Consider the following 23,199-nt stretch of genomic DNA (forward strand, 5'->3'; position numbering starts at 1 on the left):
TTGATTATCGCCCTAGCTGGGGCAGGTGTGACACATCCGAGATTGGGTGTCTGTGTTAACGATTTGGTATCGCTATGTATGAGGAATATGACAAACCTCTTCATGCTCCGCCGCCGTGGAAGACAATGGCAGACAAGGGGCAGGATCTGAACGAAGCCGAGGTGGATGCCGCCATCGCCGGTATTTTGAGCGCGGCTGAGCCGCCTCTGCCTAAAGTTAAGCCTACCGAGTTGCGCGAAGAACTGGTCGATGTTGACCTGCCCTTGCTCAAAGCTGCGGAGGATGAAGCCGAGACTCCGGTTGTCGGCTTTACCCAGGTTCTGCGTCAGAAATGGGCCGAATTATGCGGTGTGGCTTAGTCTGAATATCCCCGAAAATGGCGTGATTGACACAGGTTGTTTAAATCTGTGATCTGCGCCGAATGTCGTATTGCCTTGGGCCCAATCCCGCGCCTTCATTGCATTTCATAGAATGCAGTATGAGCGGTTGATGCCCGGCCCCAAACCAACCCCCGTTGAACCTGATCTGAAACTTCCCAAAGTGGTAGACGTTGTCGTGATCGGGGGCGGAATCATCGGCGCGGCAACTGCATTGGAGCTGTCCGAACGGGGCGTCTCGGTTCTGTTGTGCGAAAAAGGCCAGATTGCAGGCGAACAGAGTTCGCGCAACTGGGGATGGGTGCGATTGGGGCTGCGTGACCCGCGCGAAATTCCGTTGATGTGCGTGGCGCAAAAGATTTGGGACGGGCTGGACGAGAGGACCGGGCGTAAAACCGGGTTTACGCGATCAGGTATCCTGTTTGGCGCCTCCGGCGCGCGGGATGCGCAAAATCTTGAACGTTGGGCGCGACATGTCGATGGGTTGCAGATTGGCGCTCGGATGGTATCGGGGGCAGAACTGGACGACTTACTGCCCAGTCATCGGACCGATCTGGAGTGTGCCCTGCACATGCCCCGCGACGGCCGGGCCGAGCCGCAATGGGCGGCCCCCGCCATCGCCGAGGCCGCGCGCGACAACGGCGCAGTGTTGATGACCAATTGCGCTGTTCGCAGTGTTGATTTGCAGGGCGGGCGCATTGCGGGTGTTTTCACTGAACGCGGTCGTGTCGCCTGTGATCGCGTGGTGTTGGCCGGTGGCGCATGGTCGCGTTTGTTTGCTGGGAATGCGGGCATTGACTTGCCGCAGCTCAAGGTGCTGAACACGGTGCTGCGCACCTCTCCGGTCGAAGGGCCCGAGGCGGCGTTGTGGTCGGATGACTTCGCCGTGCGCAAGCGTGCTGACGGTGGCTATACGATCGCGTCCGGCCATGAAAACACGGTTGATATCGTGCCCGACAGCTTTCGGTTGGCATGGTGGTTCCTGCCCGCATTCCGGCAGGAGTGGCGATCGCTGCGATTTCGGTGGTCGAAAAGGTGGACCATTGAAGCCAAGCAGGACCGGAAATGGTTGCCTACGGATGTCACTCCGTTCGAACAGTGTCGCGTTCTGGACCCTGAGCCGTCTGGCAAGGTGCTGCGGCGGGCGTGGGCGAACGCGCGAAGGGGCATACCCGCGTTGCGGAACGCCGAGTTGGTGCAAAGCTGGGCAGGGATGATTGATGTTACGCCGGATGCTATCCCAGTAATCTCGGGCGTCGAAGAAATTCCGGGCATATTCATCGCAACCGGTTTTTCCGGCCACGGATTCGGCATCGGTCCCGGAGCGGGACGGTTGATGGCCGATCTGGTCACAGGGCGATCGCCCTGTGTCGATCCGGCCGCCTTCCGCCTGTCCCGTTTTACGGATGGCTCAAAAGTGCGGCCGGACCCAGGATACTAGAGCTTAGCCTGCCATCTGATAGCTGACGGGGACAAAGCGGAACCCGTCGCCGCGGGTCTCGACATAGCCAGCGGCGGGGAAGGGCATGTGGTAGCCGATCATCGGAACCTTGTCGGCGGCGAGCATACCCAGAACATTGCGACGCGCTGCTGTCGCGGCCGCTTTATCCATATCAAAGCGGACCTCCCACTCGGGGTGTGCGAAGGACCAGACATAGTGGTTGGCAAGGTCGGCGGTCAGTACCAGACGCTGGCCGTTGCTTTCCAGGTGATAGACCGTGTGGCCAGGTGTGTGCCCATAGGCGGCGACGGCGGTGATGCCCGAGGTGACTTCTCCACCATCGGTGAGGAAGGTCATCTTTTCGGCCTGTGGGGTCACTTTGGCGGCAACCAGATCACCGACGCGGTTGCCTGCATCCTGTGCAGCCCAGAAGTCATATTCCGGTGCGGCGGTCACGAAGCGCGCATTGGCAAAGGTTGGTGCATCGTCGGTGGTCATGCCGCCGATATGGTCGGGGTGCATGTGGGTGATCACAACAACGTCGATCTGATCGGGGGTGACGCCTGCATCTGCCAGCGCCGCCTGAATACCGCCCTGACCCAGCCCGGTGTCGAACAGAACCAGTTCGGACCCGGTATTGACCAGCGTCGGGGTAAAGAAGAACTGCGCCTTGTCTGCAGGGATGAAGTTGTCGGCGGATACTTTGGCAAATTCTTCATCCGATGCGCCACCGCCGAAGATCTCCTTGGCACCATCGCGGGGCAGGCTGCCATCCAACAGGGTCGTGACCGTGAAATCACCGAGGTGGTACGATTTGGCGATGGTCGAGTTGGCTTTGGTCTCGGTTCCTGCGGCCAAAAGCGGGGTCGCAGCTGCAGCAAAAGGTAGTGTGGCCGCGGCGCCCAAGGCCGCTCTTCGCGTCAAATTGATGGTCATATCTAAGTCTCCCTGTCAGAACGCCAGCTTCAAAGCTAGGCCGGTGCGCGTCTCTTGGTAGGTTATAGACCCAAGATATGGGGTGCGTTGTTGAACAATACGTGTGAATTTTTGTTTAGGTTGTGTGTTGGCCATGTTTGAGTTCCTTGGTGGGCCTTTGCCCACGGCTGGACAAAACGCCCATCCTGTGACAAGAGCCGCGCCAACAGGAGACACCTATGACAACCACCCGTTTCGCCCCGTCGCCCACCGGTTACATCCATGTGGGCAACCTGCGTACCGCCTTGATGAACTATTTGATCGCCCGCAAGGCTGGCGGTACGTTCATCCTGCGCATCGACGACACTGATCCTGAGCGGTCGAAAGAAGAATATGTCGATGCGATCAAACAGGATCTGGAGTGGCTTGGGCTGCAATGGGACCGCGTCGAGCGTCAGTCCGACCGTCTGGATCGCTATGCCGAAGCGGCCGACAAGCTGCGCGAGATGGGTCGTTTTTATGAGGCGTTCGAGACGCCGACCGAACTGGACCTGAAGCGCAAGAAGCAGCTGAACATGGGCAAGCCCCCGGTCTATGACCGCGCTGCGCTGAACCTGTCGGAGGCCGAGAAAGAGGCGCTGCGTGCGGAACGCGGAAACGGTGTGTGGCGTTTCAAGCTGGATCACGAGCGGATCGAGTGGAATGACGGCATTCTGGGCGACATCTCGATTGATGCTTCTTCCGTGTCTGATCCGGTATTGATCCGGGGCGATGGGCAGGTTCTCTATACGATCGCATCCGTGGTGGATGATACCGAGATGGGTGTCACGGACGTGGTGCGTGGCTCGGACCATGTGACCAACACGGCGACCCAGATCCAGATTATTGAAGCGCTGGGCGGCGCTTGCCCGCGCTTTGCGCACCACTCGCTTCTGACCGGCCCGCAAGGTGAGGCGCTGTCGAAACGTTTGGGCACGCTGGCGCTGCGCGATCTGCGCGAGCAGGGGGTTCAGCCGATGGCTCTGCTAAGCCTGATGGCGCGTCTGGGCTCGTCCGATCCGGTGGAATTACGTTCGGACATGGCTGAATTGATAGACGGATTCGACATCGGGCGTTTCGGCGCAGCACCGACCAAATTCGACGTGCAGGACCTATTCCCGCTGACCGCGAAACATCTGCAGTCTCTGCCTCTGGCGGATGTTGCAGATGCGGTTACGGATGCGGGTGTCCCAGCAGATATGGCCGAGCCCTTCTGGGCCATGGCGCGTGAGAACATCACCACTCTGGCTGATCTGCAGGGTTGGTGGGAATTGTGCCGCGATGGGGCAGAGCCGCTGATCGACGAAGACGATCGTGACTTCATCACCGAAGCCGTGGCATTGCTGCCCGAAGGGCCGTTTGATGGCGAGACCTGGGGTGTTTGGACCAAGGCTGTCAAAGAGGCCACAGGCCGGAAGGGCAAGGGATTGTTCATGCCGCTGCGCAAGGCGCTGACAGGGATGGAGCGTGGGCCCGAGATGGCCGCGCTTTTGCCATTGCTTCAGGTGATCCGCGCGCGAGGGTGAAGGAACGCGCCTCTTGACGCAGACCGGGGTTCCACCCGTTTGGAGCTGAAACTGCCTATCGGACAGTTTCCCGGACGCCACTCACCCTGCAGCGGAGGAATTTTTGAACAGAAGAAGGGCCGGGGTTTGACCTCGGCCTTTTGCTATGAGGTATGGACGATGTTCGCAGCCAACTGTTGCAGGCGGGAGTCCACGAATTCAGCCTCGTGCGGTTTCAACTGCTGGTGTCGCGGATAGCGGGGCTCGGCGCGGTCATTCAGGATCGGCGTCTCCCAGCCTTCGGTGGTGGCAAAGAAGCGATCTGCCCCGGCCTCGCCATAGGCGCGCAGATAGCCCTGCACGACAACGTCGATATAGCTGAGTACCAAGGGGTGGTGGTTCGTGGGCTCGGTGTGGCGGCCATGTGGGACGGCATAGACGGCGATGTTGACGTCGTGGGTCAGCGTATGTGACACAGCCTGAGTTGCCGGGATGCGATCATAGGCCCATTCGCGTTCATCCAGCGCCGCCCAGTCGTTTTTCGGGACATGGGCGATCATCCCCTCAATCTCGCAATCGGGGTCGGGGATGGCTGTCAGAAAGGCCACCGGACGCAGGTTGGTGTGTCGCCAGGCGCGCCGCCAGCCTTTGAGTTTCGCAGGGCGGGGATCGGGGAAATCATGGGTGGCAAGGTTCACCAAGCTACCGTAGCCAAAAAAATAGGGGTCTGCCATCTGTGCCGCGTCCTTTTCCGCCGATTGATGTATGTCAAACCGCTTTTTAGCCGGACATGCAATAAGGTCGCATCTTGAAATTTGGGAGGCGATCATGCGCATTACCAAACGGACGAATATCGCGGTGCGCTTGCTGATGTATTGCGCTGCACATCAGGACCGGCTTGTGACCAAATCCGAGATTGCCGAAGTGTGCAATATCTCGGAGAACCATCTAGCGCAGGTGATCAATCAACTGAGTCAGCTGGACTATCTCAGCACACAGCGAGGCCGAAACGGCGGCATGACCCTGGCGCGCCCTGCCGAGCAGATTCGCATCGGGTCGGTGTTTCGTCATGTCGAGGGCAACCTGCCGTTGGCCGAGTGCTTTGCGGATGCGGACAATACCTGCCCCTTGACCGATGCCTGCCGGTTGCGCCTTGCGCTGCAGGATGCGGCCGAGGTTTTCTATGCGTCGCTGGATGACATCACGTTGGATGCTTTGGTTTGTGACAACGACCAGTTGCTGCAAATCTTGCAGCCGGTTGCTTGCGTTCAGTAAGTTCAGTCGCTGGCCCGCAGGATGCGGGCCGGTCGAACCGCCAGCGGGCGCAGTGCAAAGAACAGGCCTGCACCGAGGGTCACGAGGAGTCCGGCGACAATAATTCCCAGCGCCGAACCCCAGATGATGCTGAAATTGGTGTCGAAGATATAGGTCGCCACTGCCCATCCGCCCAATATGCCGGTGAGCAGGGCCACCGCGCCCGCAGCGGCGCCGAGTAGGGCAGCGCGCAGGGCAAAACTCAGCAGGATGCGACCGCGGTCTGCGCCCAGTGTTTTCAGAATCGCTGCTTCATGCCTGCGGGCGGGCTCTCCTGCGGCGGCTGCGCCGATTAGGACAAGGAAGCCGGTCAGCAGCGATACACCTGCGCCATAAGATGTGGCTGCAGCCAACCCTGCCAATAGCCCCGAGATTCGGTCAATGGCGTCGCGGACGCGAATAGCAGTAATGTTGGGAAATTGCTCAGCCAGATCGCGTTGGATTGCGGCTTCGGCGGGCTCTTCGGCATAGACAGTGGCAATAAAGCTGTGCGGGGCTCCGGCAAGGGCCGATGGGTTCATGGACATGATGAACCCAATCCCCGCCGTCGAGAAATCAACCTCGCGCAGTGAGGTCAGTTCAGCGGTGATGTCGCGCCCCAGAATATTGACCGTCAGGGTGTCGCCCAGTTTCAGGCCCATCTCTTGCGCTTCTTCAGCGGCAAAGCTGACTTGCGGGGTGCCGGAATAGTCATCTGCCCACCATTCTCCGGCGGTGACGCGGGTGTTTTGCGGGGGTGCTGTGGAATAGGTTACGCCACGGTCGCCGTCCAGAACCCAGTGGTCCCCGGCGACGTCACGAGCCGGTTGGCCGTTGATCTGCGTGAGGATGCCACGCAGCATCGGTGCGCTTTCGACGCGGGTGACGGCAGGGTCGGTTTCAAGACGTTCGGAAAAGCCGGGCATCTGGTCTTTCTGAATGTCGACGAAGAAATACGAGGGCGCGACGTCGGGCAGATTGCCGGATATTGCGTTGCGCAAGGTACCGTCGATTTGCCCAACGGCGGCCAGAACGGACAGGCCCAGACCCAGCGACAACACAACCGAAGACGCACCCTCGCGCGGGTCGGAAATGGCGGAAAAGGCCCAGCGTAGCGCCGGGTGTCCACGCGCGGGGCGCGCGCCGAAGCGGGCCAGTCTACGAATTGCCATCGCCGCGACCAAGAGAAGAATCAGTGCGCCAACCAGCCCACCGCCCGTCCAGAGCGTCAGGCGGGCAGACCCGCTGAACCACGCCGCCGACGCGATCAGCAGCGCCAGCCCCACCCCGGTGGCAACGATGTAGCGCAGGCGAGGCAGGGCGCGGGCCGATGACAGCGCGTCCCGAAATAGGGTGGCAGCGCGGACCTCTTCGGTGCGGGCCAAGGGCCAGAGGGTAAACAGAAAGGCGGTCAGAACACCATAGAGCGCAGCCTCGGCCAGCGGTTCTGGATACAGCGAAAAGACGGCTGGGATGGGAAGCTGGGCCTCGATCAGCGGGGCGAGCGCCAGCGGTAGCAGCCCGCCCAGAGCAATGCCAAGCAGGACGCCTATACCCGAGAGAATGCCGATCTGGATCAGATAGGTCTGAAAGATCGTTGCGCGGTCTGCGCCCAGTGTGCGCAGTGTTGCGATTGTCTCGGTCTTTTGGGCGAGGAATGCAGATACCGCGGCCGATACGCCGATGCCGCCCACGGCCAGACCCGAAAGCCCGACCAGTACCAGAAAGGCACTGAGACGGGAGACGAATTCGGCGATCCCCGGCGCGCCGTTTCGGGCGTCCGTCCAGCGCATTCCAGTTCCGTCGAACGTTGTGTTTGCCTGCAATGCAAGTTCTGCAAGGTCTGCCGATAGCGGTAGATCCAGCCGGTATTTAGTTGAATACAGGGTGCCCGGTGCCAGCAGGCCAGACGCCTGCAAATCCTGCGTGCGTACCAGAGTACGCGGACCCAGACCGAATCCATCCGCAGCCCCATCCGGTTCATGGATCAGCGCGGCGGTCAGCAGAAACTCTTGCGTGCCCAGAGAAAACCGATCGCCTACAGACAGATCCAACCGGTCGATCAGTGAAGGGTCCATGACAGCCCCGGGCAGATCGTCAGCCCCGTCAAGTGCGGAGGGCAGGGGTATATCGGGGTCCAGCACCGGCGTTCCCACCAGAGGATAGGCCACGTCCACGGCCTTGACCTGCGTCAACGCACGCTCAGGGGTTTCGCCTTGCCGCGCGACGGCCATTGATCGGAAATCGACGACTTCTGAGACGGCAGAGGCCACTTGGCCCATCCAGTTACGCTCGGTTTCCGTGGCAAAGCGATAGGTAAATTCCAATTGGGCGTCGCCACCCAGCAATGCGGCACCCTCTTGGGCTAGTCCGGTCTGGATGGCCTGGCGCACGGACCCGACGGTGGCGATGGCGGCGACACCAAGGGCAAGGCAGGCCAGAAATACGCGGAAGCCACGCAGCCCTCCGCGCAATTCGCGCCGCGCCAGACGTCCGGCAAGGCGCAGGCTCATTCCGCGGCCTCTTGCTGGATATCTTCTGCAATGCGCCCATCGCGCAAGCGGACAACCCGGTCGCATCTGCGCGCAAGGCTGTGACTGTGCGTGACCAGAACCAAAGTTGCGCCGTGACGGTCACGCAGGTCGAACAGCAGATCAACAATCGCGGCCCCGTTGGTTTCATCCAAATTCCCCGTTGGCTCGTCCGCCAGCAGGATCTGCGGGCGCGGGGCCGATGCACGCGCAAGTGCCACGCGCTGCTGCTCACCCCCCGAAAGCTGCGCAGGATAGTGATCGCGCCGATGCGATAGGCCGACCGCATCCAGTTCACTTTCAGCCCGGTCAAACGCGTCCCGATGCCCAGCCAATTCCAGCGGCGTGGCGACATTCTCAAGCGCTGTCATCGTGGGGATCAGGTGGAAGTTCTGGAACACGACGCCCATCGCATCGCGTCGAAACCGGGCGAGGTTGTCTTCGTCCAAATCAGTCAGTTCCCGCCCCAACGCTTCGATCTTGCCGCCAGTCGCACGCTCTAACCCGCCCATCAGCATCAACAATGAAGATTTGCCGGACCCAGACGGGCCAACAAGGCCCAAAGTCTCGCCCTTTTGAACCGATAGAGTTATGCCGTGCAGGATTTCCACCCGTCCGGCATTGCCATTCAGCGACAAAGCCGCATCTTGGAGAGAAAGAACAGGTGTCGTCATAGGTCAATCCACACGGAGGCGTTCTTTTGGGATATGGAGCGGTTCGGATATTGCGCAAGGCTTTGGTGTCTGGCCTGTTTATGGTTTGCGGCTTTGCAGCCACAGCCGAACAGGTCGTGATTGCTGCATTGGGGGATTCGCTGACACAGGGTTACGGGCTGCCCGCCCAGGACGGGTTTGTGCCTCAGCTGGAACGTTGGTTACAGGATCAGGGCGTGGATGTGCGCCTGATCAATGCCGGAGTTTCAGGGGATACCACCGCCGGCGGCGCGGCGCGGGTTCACTGGACGCTGACGCCGGATGTGGATGGCATGATCGTGGCTTTGGGCGGGAACGACTTGTTACGTGGGATCGATCCGGCTGTGTCGCGGGCCAATCTTGAGCAAATCATGCAAGCCGCGCGTGCGTCAGAGGTGGATGTGTTGTTGGTTGGGATGCAGGCACCGGGAAATTACGGGCCCGACTACAAAGCGGCCTTCGATGCGATCTATCCCGAACTGGCCGCTGGGTACCAATCCGGCTATGCACCCAGTTTTTTCGCCGGCCTGACCCGAGACGGCGATCCCGATGCAGCCCGCACATATATGCAACCTGATGGCATCCACCCCAACGCCCAGGGCGTAGCTTTGATCGTCGCCGAAATCGGCCCCTATGTGGTGGAACTGGTCCAAGCAGCGTCGGACTAATCAGATCACAGTCACGACGGTTCCTATCGGCACCCGCGCGTACAGGTCGATCACATGGGCGTTCAACATTCGAATGCAGCCATTCGAGGCGGCGGTTCCGATGGTGCTGGGCTGCGTCGTGCCGTGAATGCGGAAATAAGTGTCTACGCCGTTTTGGAACAAATACAGCGCGCGGGCGCCCAATGGATTGTCGCCACCGCCCGGCTGGACATAGTTGTTATCCTTGAAGCGGGCATAGGTGATGGGCTCGCGCTCGATCATCTCGTCCGTCGGGCGCCAGGTGGGCCACTCTTTCTTGACGTCGATCGTGGCGGTGCCGGTGAATTCCAGCCCGGCCCGACCAACCCCGCAGCCATAGCGGATAGCCTTGCGCGGCTCGGTCACGAAATACAGGTAGAATGAGCGGGGAACGACCAGCAACTGCCCCGGCAGGAATTCTTTCTTGATCCGCACATATTGCGGCGTGGGGTCGTATTCGGCTGTCTTCGTCTTGGCAGACGCCACATGCGGAACAAGGCTTGTCGCGGCAGCGGACGTCAGGAACGTGCGGCGTGTGAACATATCGGGTCTCTTCAATACAACAGGAAAATCATCACCATAGTGTCGGGATGATAGCTGATCCGGTCAAGCGGAGGCGAAGAGTAACTGAAATGTGATGTTGCGCTGAAAACGCAGCGCAGCTTGGCAAAAGGGCAGGGGATACCCCTGCCCTTGGACCGGCTTACGCCAGCTCGATATTGTCGGCGCTTTCGCGACCGTCACGACCCGAGCGCAGCTCGTAGGTGACTTTCTGGTTATCTGCCAGACCGGTCAGGCCCGAGCGTTCGACAGCCGAGATATGAACGAAGATGTCTTTGCCGCCATCTTCGGGTGCGATGAAGCCGTAGCCTTTGGTGGTGTTGAACCATTTAACGGTGCCTGCGGGCATATCCGTATTCTCCTGTTTGGTGCTGCCCACGGATTTGCGGCAGCCTGGCGTCGTAGTCTGGATCGAATGACTGAGCGCCGAAAAAGGAGACAGTAGGTCGAAATAGAAAAACGTTAGCCCTTTGGATATGGCATTGGTGTGGGGATGTGGCAAGGGTGATCGTCTATGTGTACCGCAATCGGTACAAACCGCGACGGGAATGGTTCGAGGGCAACTTCAGGATTGCGAAAAGGTCAAAAAGCACCGTCTGGGACCGGGCGCGTTCGGGCCCAAGCGGTTGAAGCATAAGACGTTTGCGTGGAAATCTTGACTTTCAAATCCCGAAACACACCGGAAAACGTCTGCATTGCAGGCGCTGTTGTCTTATTCTCGACCCGAGACGCCAGTCTTGTCGCTATAATGGTCTAGGCTGGGATAACCTTGCATTTGCTCAGGCCGAAGCGGCGTGTGAGCTTTGCTGCCCTCAGCGCTTTGACAAGACGATCACTGAGGAACAGGCTCCAGTGTAGCTGCGGATCAACCCACAAGTCCGGACCACCCAAGGCGACGTCCGACACAACGAAATCGAAATCAGCAGGCTTCAGACCCCGTGTAATCCAAGTGTCAGGTTTATTCCCCAACGGTTTGACTCTGTTCGATTGCTCCGGAACAAATGCCGTTTTCTGCTCCCCCAATGCCAGTGTAAAATACTCCCCCTCTACCGGCCTCACACGGTCGTGTTGGCAAAGTTTCAATGGGTAAAGCTGCGTCTTCCCAAGGTCCGCTTCCCGAAGAACATCTGCAACCGCGCGGGAAACAACAGGACCGTACGGCCCACTGAAAATATCCGGTTGCGCCTTTAGCTTTTGGTCCCGATAAATTCCAAAAACCATATCTGGAAACGCATCAGGAGGTTGGGCGATCCCTGCGTCGTTGTTTTTTGCAATTGCACCGGCAGTCGGTAAATCGCTCAAAGCCTGATCTGATGTGAACGGCTTCATCAATGTAGAGTCGGACATCATCCGGCTAAACCAAACCCCTGAATCACGCGTCACTTGCTTACCCTTCCCAACAAATACCTTTAAACCTCAGCAGGTTCTTACTCGGAACTTTCAAAAGCAAGCGAATAGGGGCGTCATCGATCGCCCGAGCTAGCGGGTTTGCGCTGGCCTTCCGCTTTGCACCTAAACCGGAAGCTTGGCGACAATATCAGCGTATTTGGGTGATGCTATAAAACACCTTGGCAGTTCTTCGACAATTTCATCAATCGAATCGTAAACATGGCTTGCCGCCGACCTGAGTTCAGTCGGAATCTCTTTGGGCGCGCGCTGTTCACGTTTCGGAAGCTTCATTTTCAGGCCGGTAAATTCCGATATGTCGCTTTGATGATCCCATATCGCATCATAGTGAACACATAAAACGGGGACGTCCTCAAATACGGCCCATTCTTTTATCTGCTTGGCTTGTTGCAGAATATCCCGCTGAAACAGATCGCAGTATTCGCCAGTCGCATGAAGGTGATAAAAATGCTGCCGGATCCATTCTTCCCCATACCGTTCTTTTGCCGAATAGACAGAAAAGGCCGAATCTTTGGTGGAACCGAAGCAAAAGATCACTCTGGTATCGGCTGGCCACTTCAACAACGCCTGCGGGAAATCATGGGTTTTGTAGACGAACGGCGCTTTGAATTCGGCGTCCCTGAGACGAGCAACGAAGGCCGAGCGTTCTGCCGCTGAAGGGTTTCTTTTTCTAAGTGCCTTGCTAAGAGCAAGATAAGTCACGGTACTTCCGGATCGACCGTTGCTTGCGACTATGACGCAATGGTCGCGGTCCGATGTCTTTCCAAACGGTGCAATGCGTCCAATCGCCTGAAACAGCGATTGGAACACACGTTTGAAAGTTCGGGTTCTCACCGGGCGAACTTCTTATGCTTCAAGCGCTTAGGTTCCAGCGCGTCCGGTCCCAGACGGCGCTTTTTGTCCTCTTCGTAATCCTCGAAGTTGCCCTCAAACCACTCCACATGGGCGTCGCCTTCGAAGGCCAGAATATGCGTGCAGATGCGGTCGAGGAAAAAGCGGTCGTGCGAAATCACTACGGCGCAGCCGGCGAAATCGACCAGAGCATCCTCCAGAGCGCGCAGGGTTTCGACGTCCAGATCGTTGGTCGGTTCGTCGAGCAGCAGGACGTTGCCGCCCTCTTTCAGCAGACGCGCCATGTGGACGCGGTTGCGCTCACCACCAGATAGCAGCGAGACCTTCTTCTGCTGGTCACCGCCCTTGAAATTGAAGGACGAGCAATAGGCGCGGGAATTGACCTGCGCGTCACCCAATTGGATGATCTCGGCCCCGCCGGTGATCGCCTCCCACACGGTGTCGTTGTCGGCAAGATCGTCGCGGGACTGATCGACATAGGACAGTTCGACCGTGTCACCCAGCGTGATGGTGCCGCTGTCGGGTTGTTCCTGACCGGTGAGCATCTTGAAGAGCGTCGATTTACCCGCGCCGTTGGGGCCGATAACGCCGACGATGCCGCCGGGGGGCAGGGCAAAGTCCAACCCTTCGATCAGTTGCTTGTCGCCCATGTGTTTCGACAGACCCTCGACCTCGATCACCTTGCCGCCAAGGCGCTGGCCGTTGGGGATAACGATTTGGGCGCGGGTCAGCTTTTCGCGCTCGGACTGTTCAGCCAGTTCGTTATAGGCGTTGATCCGGGCTTTGGATTTGGCCTGACGGGCCTTTTGGCCCTGACGCATCCATTCCAGCTCGCGTTGCAGGGTTTTCTGCTTGGATTTGTCCTCGCGGGCCTCCTGCTCCAGCCGTTTGGCTTTCTGTTCCAGCCATGCGGAGTAGTTGCCCTCGTAGGGAATGCCACGACCACGGTCGAGTTCGAGGATCCATCCCGTAATGTCATCCAGGAAATAGCGGTCGTGGGTGACGATCAGAATGGTGCCCTTGTAGTCGATCAGGTGCTGTTGCAGCCAGGCGATGGTCTCGGCGTCCAGGTGGTTGGTTGGTTCGTCCAGCAGCAGCATGTCGGGCGCTTCCAGCAGCAGCTTGCACAGCGCAACGCGGCGTTTCTCACCCCCCGAAAGGTTGGCGATGTTGGCATCGTCCGGCGGGCAGCGCAGCGCCTCCATCGAGACGTCGATCTGGCTGTCCAGATCCCAGAGGTTCTGGCTGTCGATTTCGTCCTGAAGCTTGGCCATTTCCTCGGCAGTTTCGTCCGAGTAGTTCATGGCCAGTTCATTATAGCGGTCGAGGATCGCCTTCTTTTCCGCCACGCCCAGCATGACGTTTTCGCGCACGGTCAGGGTTTCGTCCAGCTTTGGTTCCTGCGGAAGGTAACCGACTTTGGCACCTTCGGCCGCCCAGGCCTCGCCGGAGAAATCCTTGTCGAGGCCGGCCATGATCTTCATCAGCGTCGACTTACCCGCGCCGTTGACGCCGACAACACCGATTTTCACGCCGGGCAGAAAGCTCAGGTGGATGTTTTCAAAGCACTTCTTGCCACCGGGATAGGTCTTAGAGACACCCTGCATGTGGTAGACATATTGATAGGCGGCCATGTCGCGTCCTCTGGGTCGGGGAAATTGGGTTGATCCGCTTGATATCCAAGCGGGGCGGGCGGGGCAAGCTGGTGGTTTTGTGAATTTTGCATTCGGATGTGCGGCGGTAGTTGTCCGATTGTAGCAAAGGGGGAAGCATGGCGGATTTGGCGGCACTGATTGCAGGATGGGCCAAGCCGGGTCGGCTGGAATGGATTGGTCTGCGACCTGATCGCAGGGCCGAGGTTCAACCGGTCGATGCCGTTATGATCTCTGCCGATGGTTTGGACGGCGACCGCGCCCGTGCGGGCAAGCGAGCGGTGACTTTGATCCAACAAGAACATCTGGCGGCGATTGGCTCTTATCTGGGGCAGGGGCCTGTTACGCCTGAAGTCTTACGGCGCAACGTGGTCGTGTCGGGAATCAATCTGGCTGCGCTTAAAGGACGTGAGGTGCAGGTGGGCGAGGCGATTTTGCGTTTTACCGTGATCTGTGCGCCGTGCAGCCGGATGGAGGAAGCGTTTGGTAAAGGTGGCTATTCCGCCGTGCGCGGCCATGGGGGGTGGTGCGCTGAGGTCGTCAAACCCGGATGGGTTAGGTTGGGTGATGTCGTGCAGCCGGTTGATTGACAAGCCGTCCCAGTTCTGAACATCAGCAGGGTATGGAGCGTTACGCGATACCATATGCGCGGCCCGGTCAGGTGATTGGGCTGTTCGGGGGATCATTTGATCCGCCGCATCAGGGCCATGTGCATGTCACGCGTGAGGCGATGAAGGCCTTTGGGTTGGATCGCGTGTGGTGGCTAGTATCTCCGGGAAATCCGTTGAAGGAGCGCGGGCCTGCACCCATGTCCCAGCGGGTGCAGGCGGCGCGGGATGTGATGCAGCATCCCAGGGTCGAGGTGACGGATATCGAAGCTCTGACGGGGACGCGCGCGACCGCGGATACGTTGGCGGCGCTGCGCAGGTTATACCCGAGGGTCAGGTTCGTGTGGCTCATGGGGGCTGACAATCTGGCGCAGTTTCATCGCTGGAAAGACTGGCGGTTGATCATGGACAGCATCCCGGTGGGCGTGGTCGCGCGGCCGGGAGATCGCATCTCGGCCCGAATGTCACCGGCGGCACGGGTCTATTCCAGCTACAGGATCGACGGGCAGGCGCGGCATTTGCTGGGGCGGGCCGAGGCCCCGGCATGGTGTTTCGTCAACATGCCGATGGTTGACGTCAGTTCAACTGATCTTCGCAATCGCGGCATCTGGGCAAATGGGGTGTTGCCGGAATAACCTTCGTGCGCACATAATCCTTTTTGACTGGTTGTTTGCCTGAACCCTCTGGGATTTTATTGACCCATGGCTGATCGTTTTTCACGACGTGGTTTTCTTGCAAGCCTTGGGGCGGTTGTGGCCCCCGGCATTGCGCTGGCGAATGCGCCCTTGGTTTCGTTGCGGCCTCAGATCCGTGGACCACAGAAAAACGGGGCCGAACGGCTGATCCAATCGGCCGGGCTGCGGGGCGAAGTGGCTTTTGCCGTGGCCGACGTCAAGACCGGTGTCGAGTTAGAGGCGGTGGGCGGAGATCTCGGGTTGCCTCCGGCCAGTGTGGCGAAAGCTCTGACCGCGCTTTATGCGCTGGACGTACTGGGGTCAGACTATCGCTTTGAAACCAAACTGATCGCGAATGGGCCGGTCGAGAATGGCATTCTGAACGGAGATCTTATTCTGGTCGGCGGCGGTGACCCGCTGCTGGATACGGATGCGCTGGCCACAATGGCGGCCAATTTGCGAGAGGCCGGGATCACCGAGGTGCGCGGTGCGTTCAAGGTCTATGACGGGGCGTTGCCCTATGTGTTCAGCATTGACGCCGGTCAGCCGGATCATCTGGGATACAGCCCGGCGCTGAGCGGGATTGCATTGAACTTCAACAGGGTTCACTTTGAATGGAAGCGCGAGGGCACGGATTATACCGTGACGATGGATGCCCGAAGCGCGCGCTACAAGCCAGCTGTAGATGTGGCAACTATGCGGGTCGAAAGCAGGAAAGCCCCGATCTACACCTATGAGCCAAGCGCGCGGCAAGATCGCTGGACCGTTGCCCGCGGGGCGCTGGGCAAAGGTGGCGCCCGGTGGTTGCCGGTACGCAAACCGGCGCTCTACGCCGGGGATGTGTTTCGGACATTGGCGCGGTCGAACGGGATTGTGCTAGACCGCGTGCAGGTCGCGAACCAAGCGCCACAGGGCAGTTTGCTGGTCACGCATTATAGTGACACGCTGGACAATATTTTGCGGGGAATGCTGAAATATTCGACCAATGTGACGGCGGAATTGGTGGGCATGACGGCGTCCAAGGCGCGTGGTGCCGATCTGCACACCCTGCAAGACTCGGCCGACGAAATGAATCGCTGGGCCGCCGAGGCATATGGGGTCAACGGCATTGAGATGGTTGATCATTCGGGGCTGGGGGATGCGTCTCGGGTCGCGCCGGGTGATCTGGTCAAGGCGTTGATCGCAGCGCAGAAAGCCGGAGCGCTGCGGCCTTTATTGAAGAATTTCAGGTTGTTGGACAGTCAGGGAAGACCCGTCAAAGACCACCCGATCAAGGTGGACGCCAAGACAGGGACGTTGAATTTCGTCTCGGGTTTGGGAGGATTCATCACCACGCCGGACGGGTCCGAGTTGGCCTTTGCTATCTTCACAGCAGATGTCGACCACCGGGCCACGATCCCGCGTGCGAACCGGGAGCGCCCGGCGGGCGCACGCAGTTGGAACGCGCGGTCGCGCAGGTTGCAGCGCGCTTTGATCGCACGTTGGGGAACGCTGAGCGGCAGCTAGGATCAGGTGGTGTGACGTGCCCGTGCGCCGCGTTCAATTGCAGCGGCGTGCAGGCGGTCGACGTTCAGCTCGTAACGGATTTCTTCCAGCAGGCGCAGTTCGGTCTCGGCCAGGGATCCGTCCGCAGCGGCCACGTCGCAAGCCAGGGCATATGCGGTTTCGTTCAGCCGCTCGGGCAGGTTTTCCCGGATTAGACCAAACAGCGCATCCAGCCCGTCCTCTTGTTCGAACAGGTCGAACACGATCTGCGAGACGCGGCGGGTGCGGTCGATGTCATACTCGGCAAAGACCGGTAGCATGTTCACAGCGGCTTCGATTTTGACCAGTTCAGCCGTGCGAATGGTTTCGTCCGATGCTGAGATCGCCACCATGATCGCAACAAGGCAATCCTGCGGAGACATCGGGTGAGGCACTTGATCGGTCATGGCGTGGTCCTGATAGAGCTGTTCTGAACGCGCACGATAGGAGGGACCGGGATCGGGTTCAACGGATTTCGGCGGCCAAAGCGTCACAGGATGGGCAACGGCCCACGCGTTTTGGTCTGGCGCAGCACGAAATTGCTGCGTGTGTCGCGGACAAGGCCGGATTTCAACAGGCGTTGCATGATGAAATGTTCAAGGTCCTCGGGGGTGCGCGCGTAGACCTTCAAGATGAAATCGTGATCCCCGGTGATCGAGGCGCATTCGACGATCTGGGCTTCGGTCTCAACCAGGCGCAGGAAGGACGCGATGCTGTCCTCTTGGTGGTCTTTCAACGCGATGTGAACGTAGGCGATCGCATTCAGCCCCACCGATTTTGCGGGCACCCGCGCGGCATAACCGGAGACGACACCCGTTGCCTCAAGATCTCGTACTCGCCGCCAGCATTGCGAGGCCGACAGCCCGGTCCGGTCGGCGAGATCCTGCATGGACAGACGTCCGTCTGACTGAAGCTCTTGCAGGATAGCGATGTCAGCAGGTTGAAGGGTTTGGGTCATAATCAGCACATTATTGAAATGTTAGGGCCAAAAATCCAGCAATTCCTCACGACATTAAGTCAATTTTACCACGAGTAAGGGCTAAAATTCTATCAAGGAGGACGTTCCATGCCCAAATCCACCAAATACGTGGCCAAACAGGCCGACGCGCGCGGCCATATTGCTTATACCGCCGAGGAGGACGCGGTTTGGGCGGACCTTTATGCGGCGCAGCAGGAAAATGTGCAGCGCTACATGGCGCGGGAATATCTGGACGGGTTGAAGCGGTTGGAGATGCCCAAGACCCACGTGCCGTCCTGCGCGGATATATCCGAGCGTCTTCTGGAACTGACCGGGTGGCGCGTTCAGCCGGTTCCGGCGCTGATCGGGTTCAAGACCTTTTTTGGCATGCTCGCGGACCGGGTTTTTCCTGCTGCATCGTTCATCCGGTCGCGCGAGGATTTTGACTATATTGAAGAACCCGACATCTTTCACGAAATCTTCGGTCACACGCCCCTGCTGAGCGACCCGCGTTTTGCGGCTTTCAGCCATGCGATCGGCAAGGCCGGGGTTGAGGCGGGGGATAAAGATTATGCCTGGCTGATCCGGTTGTATTGGTTTTCGATTGAATTCGGATTGCGCCGTCAGGATGGGCAGATCAAGGCGTTGGGCTCGGGGCTGGCGTCTTCACCTACAGAGCTGGTTTATGCCGTGGAAAGTGACATACCCGACCGGGACCCGCTCGACGTGATGACGATCTTGCGTACGCCGTATCGGATCGACATGCATCAGATGGGATATTTCGTGCTGGACGATCCCGAAGAGCTGTTTGCCGCTGCCGATCGGGATCTGCTGGCCGATGTGCATCAGGCGCAGCGAATGGGTTTGCTGCCGAACAAGTTCCCGCCGAAAGTGACGGCAGCCGAATAAACCGCAACCGGGGTTTCCGCTCAGAAAAACAGCGCGCTTTATTGACTCATGCTGCACCGGCACAATAGGAGGGGTCGGTCGGGTCGCAAAGGGCGTCCGGCGCTGTATTTCCCGATGGAGCACCTGAGAACATGTCTGAACTGCGTGAAACCGCGATGTCGTCCAAGGCCTGGCCTTTCGAAGAGGCGCGCCGGGTCCTAAAACGCTACAGACAAGGTGCGCCGGAAAAGGGATATGTTCTGTTCCAGACCGGCTATGGCCCGTCGGGCCTGCCGCATATCGGCACCTTTGGCGAGGTCGCGCGGACCTCGATGGTACGGCATGCGTTTGAACAGATCAGCGATATTCCGACCAAGCTGATCTGCTTTTCGGATGATATGGACGGCTTTCGCAAGGTTCCGACCAATGTGCCGATGCAGGACGAGCTGAAAGACGACCTGCATCTGCCGCTCACCAAAGTCCGCGATCCATTTGGCACGCATGAAGGGTTCGCGCAGCACAACAACGCGATGCTGTGCGATTTTCTGGACAGTTTCGGATTCGAGTATGAATTCGCCTCGGCCACAGACTACTACACCAGCGGCAAGTTTGATGAGGCGCTGCTGATCGCGCTGGAGCGCTTCGACAAGATACAAGAAATCATGCTGCCGACCCTCGGGCCCGAGCGACGCGAGACCTATTCATGCTTCTTGCCGATCAGCCCGAAAACCGGCCACGTGCTGCAAGTGCCGACGCTGGAACGTAACGTAGCCAAAGGCACGATTGTTTATCAGGAGCCTGATGGCGAAAAGGTCGAAATCCCGGTCACGGGAGGCAACGTCAAGATGCAGTGGAAGCCCGACTGGGCCATGCGTTGGGCCGCGCTGGGCGTGGATTACGAGATGTCGGGCAAAGACCTGATCGATTCAGTCACGCAATCGTCGAAAATCTGCCGGGCGCTGGGCAAACAGCCGCCCGAAGCGCTCAGCTATGAGCTGTTCAATGATGAGCAGGGGCAGAAGATCTCGAAGTCCAAGGGCAATGGCTTGTCGATGGAAGAGTGGCTGACCTATGCCGCACCCGAAAGCCTGTCGTATTTCATGTATCAAAAGCCCAAGACGGCCAAGCGTCTGTATTTTGATGTCATTCCCAAGGCTGTGGACGAGTATCATCAGCAGCTGCGCGCCTATCCCGGGCAAGAGCTGAAGGCGCAGTTGAACAACCCTGTCTGGCATATCCATGGCGGTGACGTGCCTGCATCCACGCTTATGGTGCCGTTTGCGATGCTACTGAACCTTGCATCAGTGTCTGGTGCCGAGGACAAAGAAGCGCTGTGGGGTTTCATCCGCCGCTATGCGCCCGAGGCGACCGCAGAAACGCATCCCGATCTGGATCAGGCGGCGGGCTTTGCGGTGCGTTACTTCAACGATTTCGTCAAACCCACCCGACAGCACCGCGCACCTACCGATCAGGAACGTGAGGCGCTGGAAGCGTTGAAGGTCGCGTTGCAAGCCTATGATGGTCCGCTTGAGGACGAGGCGCTGCAATCGGTGGTCTATTCCATCGGGCGCGAGCGATTCGACCCGATGCGCGGGTGGTTCACAGCGCTCTACGAGGTGCTGCTAGGGGCCTCGCAAGGGCCGCGCTTTGGTGGGTTTATTGCCCTTTACGGTGTGCCCGAAACGATTGCGCTGATCGACAAGGCTTTGACCGGAGAGCTGGCCTGATTTGACCTGACATGATGTGGGGCTACCCTTGCCAAAGGAGGTAGTCCCATGCGTCGTATCTTGCTTGCCCTTTCGTTGAGTGCCGGTTTGGCCACGGGTGCATTTGCCCAAAGCACCGAGATCGAAGCCAATATCGCGGCGCAGATACAGGCGTTCAAAGCGGATGATTTCGCCACCGCCTTTACCTTTGCAAGCCCCAACATCCAGAGCATTTTCCGCACTCCCGAGAATTTCGGGAACATGGTGCGCAACGGCTATCCTATGGTCTGGCGACCCTCTGATATTCGGTTTCTGGAACTGCGCGAGATCGCGGGCGCGCTGTGGCAAAAGGTTCTGATCGTTGATGGTGCCGGACAAACTCATATTTTGGATTATCAAATGATTCAGTTAGAAAATGGCTGGAAGATCAATGGCGTGCAGTTGCTGGGCAACTCGGACCCCGCGGCGTGACGCAACACCACCGTCACGGTGACATGAGTAGCGATTAACACCCTTTCTGTACTCAGGCTTTTGCGCTCGGGGTGGCCCCGAGCCCTGGGTTAATGCGCGCTGATGGGTGCGATTGGGAAAGGGATTTCTATGAATAAGGCAATCACCGACGGCATCGTGTTCATGCCGTCTGCTTTTGCAAACGGCCTGAACGTGTGGTCCAGCGGCGACGGAACACCCGGCTCGCCGACCTATGAAGGCTCGGGCACCGGCGCTTTTGTTCCGGCGGATGCGGATTTCGGCGGCTGCCTTGAAATCCTCAAGGTCAGCGCAACGCAAAAGCTGCGTTATATGGGGCAGACCCCGTTGCAGCCGGGGTGCTATCTTCAGATCAAGGCGCGGGTGAAGGCAATCAGCGGGCCTTTGCCCGAGGTTCGGATCGCGGCCTGGGCTGGTGGCGCGGGTGAAACCCATGTTGATGGGGTGATCGAGCAAGGCCCCGCAACCCAACTGTCGGGTTATGGCGCCATCCATGAAATCACCGCGATTGTCGGGGCGGGGCAGCGCACTGGCGTGGATATGCCCTGGGGCGTGACCGCGATTTATGGCCATTTCGGACTTGATCTGATCGGAGCGAATGGCTCGATCGTGCGGGTGGACGATATCGAGATCACGGATGTGACCGGTGTTTTTCTGCGCGACATGATTAGCCTTGTGGATGTACGCGATTTTGGCGCGGTCGGTGATGGGGTTGCAGATGACACGTCCGCCTTTGTCGCGGCGGACCAGGCTGCGGGTGGACGCCGGGTTTTTGTGTCTGAAGGCACTTACCTGCTGACTGAAAATACCACCATCGCGTCCGAGATCGAGTTTGAGGGCACCGTCACGATGCCTGACGATAAGATGCTGCTGTTGACCAAGAATTTCGACCTGCCAGCTTATATCACCGCGTTCGGGGATGAGGAGTTGGCATTTAAAAAGGCATTTCAGGCGCTGTTGAACAATGCGGACCATGAATCCCTGGACATGGGTGGACGCAAGATATCGGTAAACGGCCCGATTGACATGGCCGCAGCCGTTCCGAACCGGCAGAGTGGTTTCTCCACCCGTCGCGTCATTCGCAATGGCCAGTTCGATGTCAAAGACAATGCAGCCTGGGATACCGAGACCTTCACTTCGGTCGCAACCTACAACCCATCCGATCCGACTCGGCTGACCAATGTCGCCAATGTTGCGAATATTCCGGTTGGGTCCTTGGTAGGGGGCAATGGTGTCGGGCGCGAGATTTACGTACGGTCCAAGAATGTTGGTGCGGGCGAAATCACTCTGAACGCCCCGATTTATGATGCGGCGGGCACGCAGTCGTTCTCGTTTTTTTCGTTCAAGTACCTGCTGGATTTCATGGGTTTCAGCACCCTGCGCAAATTTGGCATGGAAGAGATCGAGTTTCAGTGCAACGGGCGATGCAGCGGCATCCGTCTGGCACCGTCTGGCAGTACATTTGCGATTACCAACTGCTTTGTCAGCCGTCCGAAGGATCGCGGGATTACTTCAATCGGTACCGGCTGTCAGGGGATGTTGATCGACAATTGCCAGTTCCTGTCGGCTGAGGAGTCTTTCAACGTCTCGGATCGCAGATCCATCGCCCTGAACGCGACAGCGAATGATATCAAACTGCGCCACAATCGTGCTGTCAGGTTCCTGCATTTTGCCGTTCTGGGTGGGACGAACAACCTGGTGCTGGGCAACCACTTCTTCCAGGGCGACAGCATTGCTCAGGGCGTGCGCAGCGCCGGGTTGGTCATGATCGGGACCTATAACAGCTCGACCATTTCCGAGAACTATGTCGATAATTGCTTCTTGCAGTGGACTAATGAGCGGGACGCCAATCCGGCGTACACGGCGGGATTTTCGTTCAGCGCGATGACCATAACCGACAATATATTCTACTGTAACGAGGTCGCACCCTGGTTCAGCAATATTGTCATTCGGCCGCACGGGCCTGGCCATTTCCTGAATGGTGTCGTTGTTGCTGGGAACAAATTTCGCTCCGTCAACGGCGCGATCGACCGGGCCGAGCGGGTGGATACGACTTTCGCGGATTTCAACCATTTCGCGCATCTGAACGTGAGTTTCAGGGACAACACGTTTCATGGCATCTCGGCCAAGGTTGAAAACCCGCTGCGTCTGGTTCACGCGCAAAGCTCGAATTCGTCTGTCTGGAGTATTGGGTCGCAAGCGCGTCTTCCATTTGGCGGAAAAGCCCGTGGGTGTGACGCGGTTACGGTGTTGGGTCCATTGAAGAACGCTTTTGGCGGGACTATCCACGACACACCTTATGTGGAGCTGGAACAGGGCAGCGGGAAGGACGTTATTAACCTGCGCTGGGCGCAATCCTTGCACGGATCAGTCTCGACCATCATCCGAATGGAGCGCTGAG

Annotated in this window: 22 protein-coding genes and 1 pseudogene; 12 read left to right on the forward strand and 11 right to left on the reverse strand. The window is 58.7% G+C overall.

All coding sequences use genetic code 11. From position 1 onward, the window contains the following. The first annotated feature begins 125 nt into the window (after positions 1-125). Both GOV79_RS10700 and GOV79_RS10705 read left to right on the forward strand, forming a co-directional pair. Positions 126-359: a hypothetical protein gene (locus tag GOV79_RS10700; RefSeq protein ID WP_170789765.1), complete on the forward strand. Its 234-nt coding sequence runs from the start codon at positions 126-128 to the stop codon at positions 357-359. A gap of 130 nt (positions 360-489) precedes the next feature. Beyond that, positions 490-1,818: an NAD(P)/FAD-dependent oxidoreductase gene (locus GOV79_RS10705; protein WP_170789766.1), complete on the forward strand. Its 1,329-nt coding sequence runs from the start codon at positions 490-492 to the stop codon at positions 1,816-1,818. A 3-nt stretch (positions 1,819-1,821) separates the two neighbouring features. Here the strand turns inward: GOV79_RS10705 and GOV79_RS10710 are convergent, their stop codons facing one another. Beyond that, positions 1,822-2,754 carry an MBL fold metallo-hydrolase gene (locus tag GOV79_RS10710; RefSeq protein ID WP_170784802.1) on the reverse strand — a complete coding sequence of 311 codons (933 nt, stop codon included), beginning with the start codon at positions 2,752-2,754 and terminating at the stop codon, positions 1,822-1,824. Positions 2,755-2,972: 218 nt separating this feature from the next. On the opposite strand from GOV79_RS10710, the gene gltX reads away from it, so the two are divergent. After that, positions 2,973-4,298, forward strand: coding sequence for a glutamate--tRNA ligase (gene gltX / locus GOV79_RS10715; protein WP_170789767.1), 1,326 nt, complete (start codon positions 2,973-2,975; stop codon positions 4,296-4,298). A gap of 143 nt (positions 4,299-4,441) precedes the next feature. Here gltX and GOV79_RS10720 read toward each other — a convergent pair whose 3' ends face one another. Continuing rightward, positions 4,442-5,011 carry a gamma-glutamylcyclotransferase family protein gene (locus tag GOV79_RS10720; RefSeq protein WP_170789768.1) on the reverse strand — a complete coding sequence of 190 codons (570 nt, stop codon included), beginning with the start codon at positions 5,009-5,011 and terminating at the stop codon, positions 4,442-4,444. Positions 5,012-5,105: 94 nt separating this feature from the next. On the opposite strand from GOV79_RS10720, the gene GOV79_RS10725 reads away from it, so the two are divergent. Next, positions 5,106-5,552, forward strand: coding sequence for an RrF2 family transcriptional regulator (locus tag GOV79_RS10725; RefSeq protein WP_170789769.1), 447 nt, complete (start codon positions 5,106-5,108; stop codon positions 5,550-5,552). A 2-nt stretch (positions 5,553-5,554) separates the two neighbouring features. Here GOV79_RS10725 and GOV79_RS10730 read toward each other — a convergent pair whose 3' ends face one another. Together GOV79_RS10730 and GOV79_RS10735 are read right to left on the reverse strand one after the other, a co-directional pair. Further along, positions 5,555-8,083 carry an ABC transporter permease gene (locus tag GOV79_RS10730; RefSeq protein ID WP_170789770.1) on the reverse strand — a complete coding sequence of 843 codons (2,529 nt, stop codon included), beginning with the start codon at positions 8,081-8,083 and terminating at the stop codon, positions 5,555-5,557. Beyond that, a complete protein-coding gene (locus GOV79_RS10735) occupies positions 8,080-8,775 on the reverse strand; it encodes an ABC transporter ATP-binding protein (protein WP_170789771.1) in 696 nt (231 codons plus the stop codon). Before GOV79_RS10735 ends, GOV79_RS10730 begins: the two co-directional genes overlap by 4 nt. 50 nt (positions 8,776-8,825) lie before the next feature. Here GOV79_RS10735 and GOV79_RS10740 point away from each other — a divergent pair, with 50 nt between their 5' ends. After that, on the forward strand, positions 8,826-9,461 hold the full coding sequence (locus tag GOV79_RS10740; RefSeq protein WP_408015517.1) for an arylesterase: 636 nt from the start codon (positions 8,826-8,828) through the stop codon (positions 9,459-9,461). Here GOV79_RS10740 and GOV79_RS10745 read toward each other — a convergent pair whose 3' ends face one another. From GOV79_RS10745 to ettA, 5 genes are all read right to left on the reverse strand, one after another. Next, positions 9,462-10,022, reverse strand: a complete 561-nt coding sequence (locus GOV79_RS10745; RefSeq protein ID WP_170789772.1) for a L,D-transpeptidase — start codon at positions 10,020-10,022, stop codon at positions 9,462-9,464. Positions 10,023-10,182: 160 nt separating this feature from the next. Continuing rightward, positions 10,183-10,389 (reverse strand): cold-shock protein, encoded by a 207-nt coding sequence (locus tag GOV79_RS10750; protein WP_170378838.1) that lies wholly within the window; start codon positions 10,387-10,389, stop codon positions 10,183-10,185. 404 nt (positions 10,390-10,793) lie between these two features. Further along, positions 10,794-11,423 (reverse strand): hypothetical protein, encoded by a 630-nt coding sequence (locus tag GOV79_RS10755; protein ID WP_170789773.1) that lies wholly within the window; start codon positions 11,421-11,423, stop codon positions 10,794-10,796. Positions 11,424-11,552: 129 nt separating this feature from the next. After that, on the reverse strand, positions 11,553-12,149 hold the full coding sequence (locus tag GOV79_RS10760; protein ID WP_170789774.1) for a hypothetical protein: 597 nt from the start codon (positions 12,147-12,149) through the stop codon (positions 11,553-11,555). 128 nt (positions 12,150-12,277) lie between these two features. Further along, complete coding sequence (ettA, locus tag GOV79_RS10765) at positions 12,278-13,933, reverse strand: energy-dependent translational throttle protein EttA (protein ID WP_170789775.1); 1,656 nt, start codon at positions 13,931-13,933, stop codon at positions 12,278-12,280. A gap of 137 nt (positions 13,934-14,070) precedes the next feature. On the opposite strand from ettA, the gene GOV79_RS10770 reads away from it, so the two are divergent. The 3 genes from GOV79_RS10770 to dacB all read left to right on the forward strand — a co-directional run bounded on the left by GOV79_RS10770 (position 14,071) and on the right by dacB (position 16,739). Next, positions 14,071-14,541, forward strand: coding sequence for an MOSC domain-containing protein (locus tag GOV79_RS10770; protein WP_170789776.1), 471 nt, complete (start codon positions 14,071-14,073; stop codon positions 14,539-14,541). A 32-nt stretch (positions 14,542-14,573) separates the two neighbouring features. Then, positions 14,574-15,194 carry a nicotinate-nucleotide adenylyltransferase gene (locus GOV79_RS10775; RefSeq protein WP_170772406.1) on the forward strand — a complete coding sequence of 207 codons (621 nt, stop codon included), beginning with the start codon at positions 14,574-14,576 and terminating at the stop codon, positions 15,192-15,194. A gap of 66 nt (positions 15,195-15,260) precedes the next feature. After that, complete coding sequence (gene dacB / locus GOV79_RS10780; RefSeq protein ID WP_170789777.1) at positions 15,261-16,739, forward strand: D-alanyl-D-alanine carboxypeptidase/D-alanyl-D-alanine endopeptidase; 1,479 nt, start codon at positions 15,261-15,263, stop codon at positions 16,737-16,739. Between the two features lie 2 nt (positions 16,740-16,741). Here dacB and GOV79_RS10785 read toward each other — a convergent pair whose 3' ends face one another. Beyond that, complete coding sequence (locus GOV79_RS10785; protein WP_170772402.1) at positions 16,742-17,164, reverse strand: tellurite resistance TerB family protein; 423 nt, start codon at positions 17,162-17,164, stop codon at positions 16,742-16,744. Positions 17,165-17,247: 83 nt separating this feature from the next. Then, complete coding sequence (locus tag GOV79_RS10790) at positions 17,248-17,715, reverse strand: Lrp/AsnC family transcriptional regulator (protein WP_170789778.1); 468 nt, start codon at positions 17,713-17,715, stop codon at positions 17,248-17,250. A gap of 102 nt (positions 17,716-17,817) precedes the next feature. Here GOV79_RS10790 and phhA point away from each other — a divergent pair. From phhA to GOV79_RS10810, 4 genes and pseudogenes are all read left to right on the forward strand, one after another. Further along, a pseudogene (gene phhA / locus GOV79_RS10795) lies at positions 17,818-18,624 on the forward strand (phenylalanine 4-monooxygenase); the annotation flags it as partial. A gap of 131 nt (positions 18,625-18,755) precedes the next feature. Beyond that, positions 18,756-20,330, forward strand: a complete 1,575-nt coding sequence (locus GOV79_RS10800) for a lysine--tRNA ligase (RefSeq protein ID WP_170789780.1) — start codon at positions 18,756-18,758, stop codon at positions 20,328-20,330. Positions 20,331-20,378: 48 nt separating this feature from the next. Next, positions 20,379-20,780 (forward strand): DUF4864 domain-containing protein, encoded by a 402-nt coding sequence (locus GOV79_RS10805; protein WP_170789781.1) that lies wholly within the window; start codon positions 20,379-20,381, stop codon positions 20,778-20,780. Positions 20,781-20,909: 129 nt separating this feature from the next. Then, positions 20,910-23,198 (forward strand): glycosyl hydrolase family 28-related protein, encoded by a 2,289-nt coding sequence (locus tag GOV79_RS10810; RefSeq protein ID WP_170789782.1) that lies wholly within the window; start codon positions 20,910-20,912, stop codon positions 23,196-23,198. Position 23,199 lies beyond the last annotated feature (1 nt).

The organism is Ruegeria lacuscaerulensis (genome assembly GCF_013034745.1).
GTDB classification, from domain to species: Bacteria; Pseudomonadota; Alphaproteobacteria; order Rhodobacterales; family Rhodobacteraceae; genus Ruegeria; species Ruegeria lacuscaerulensis_B.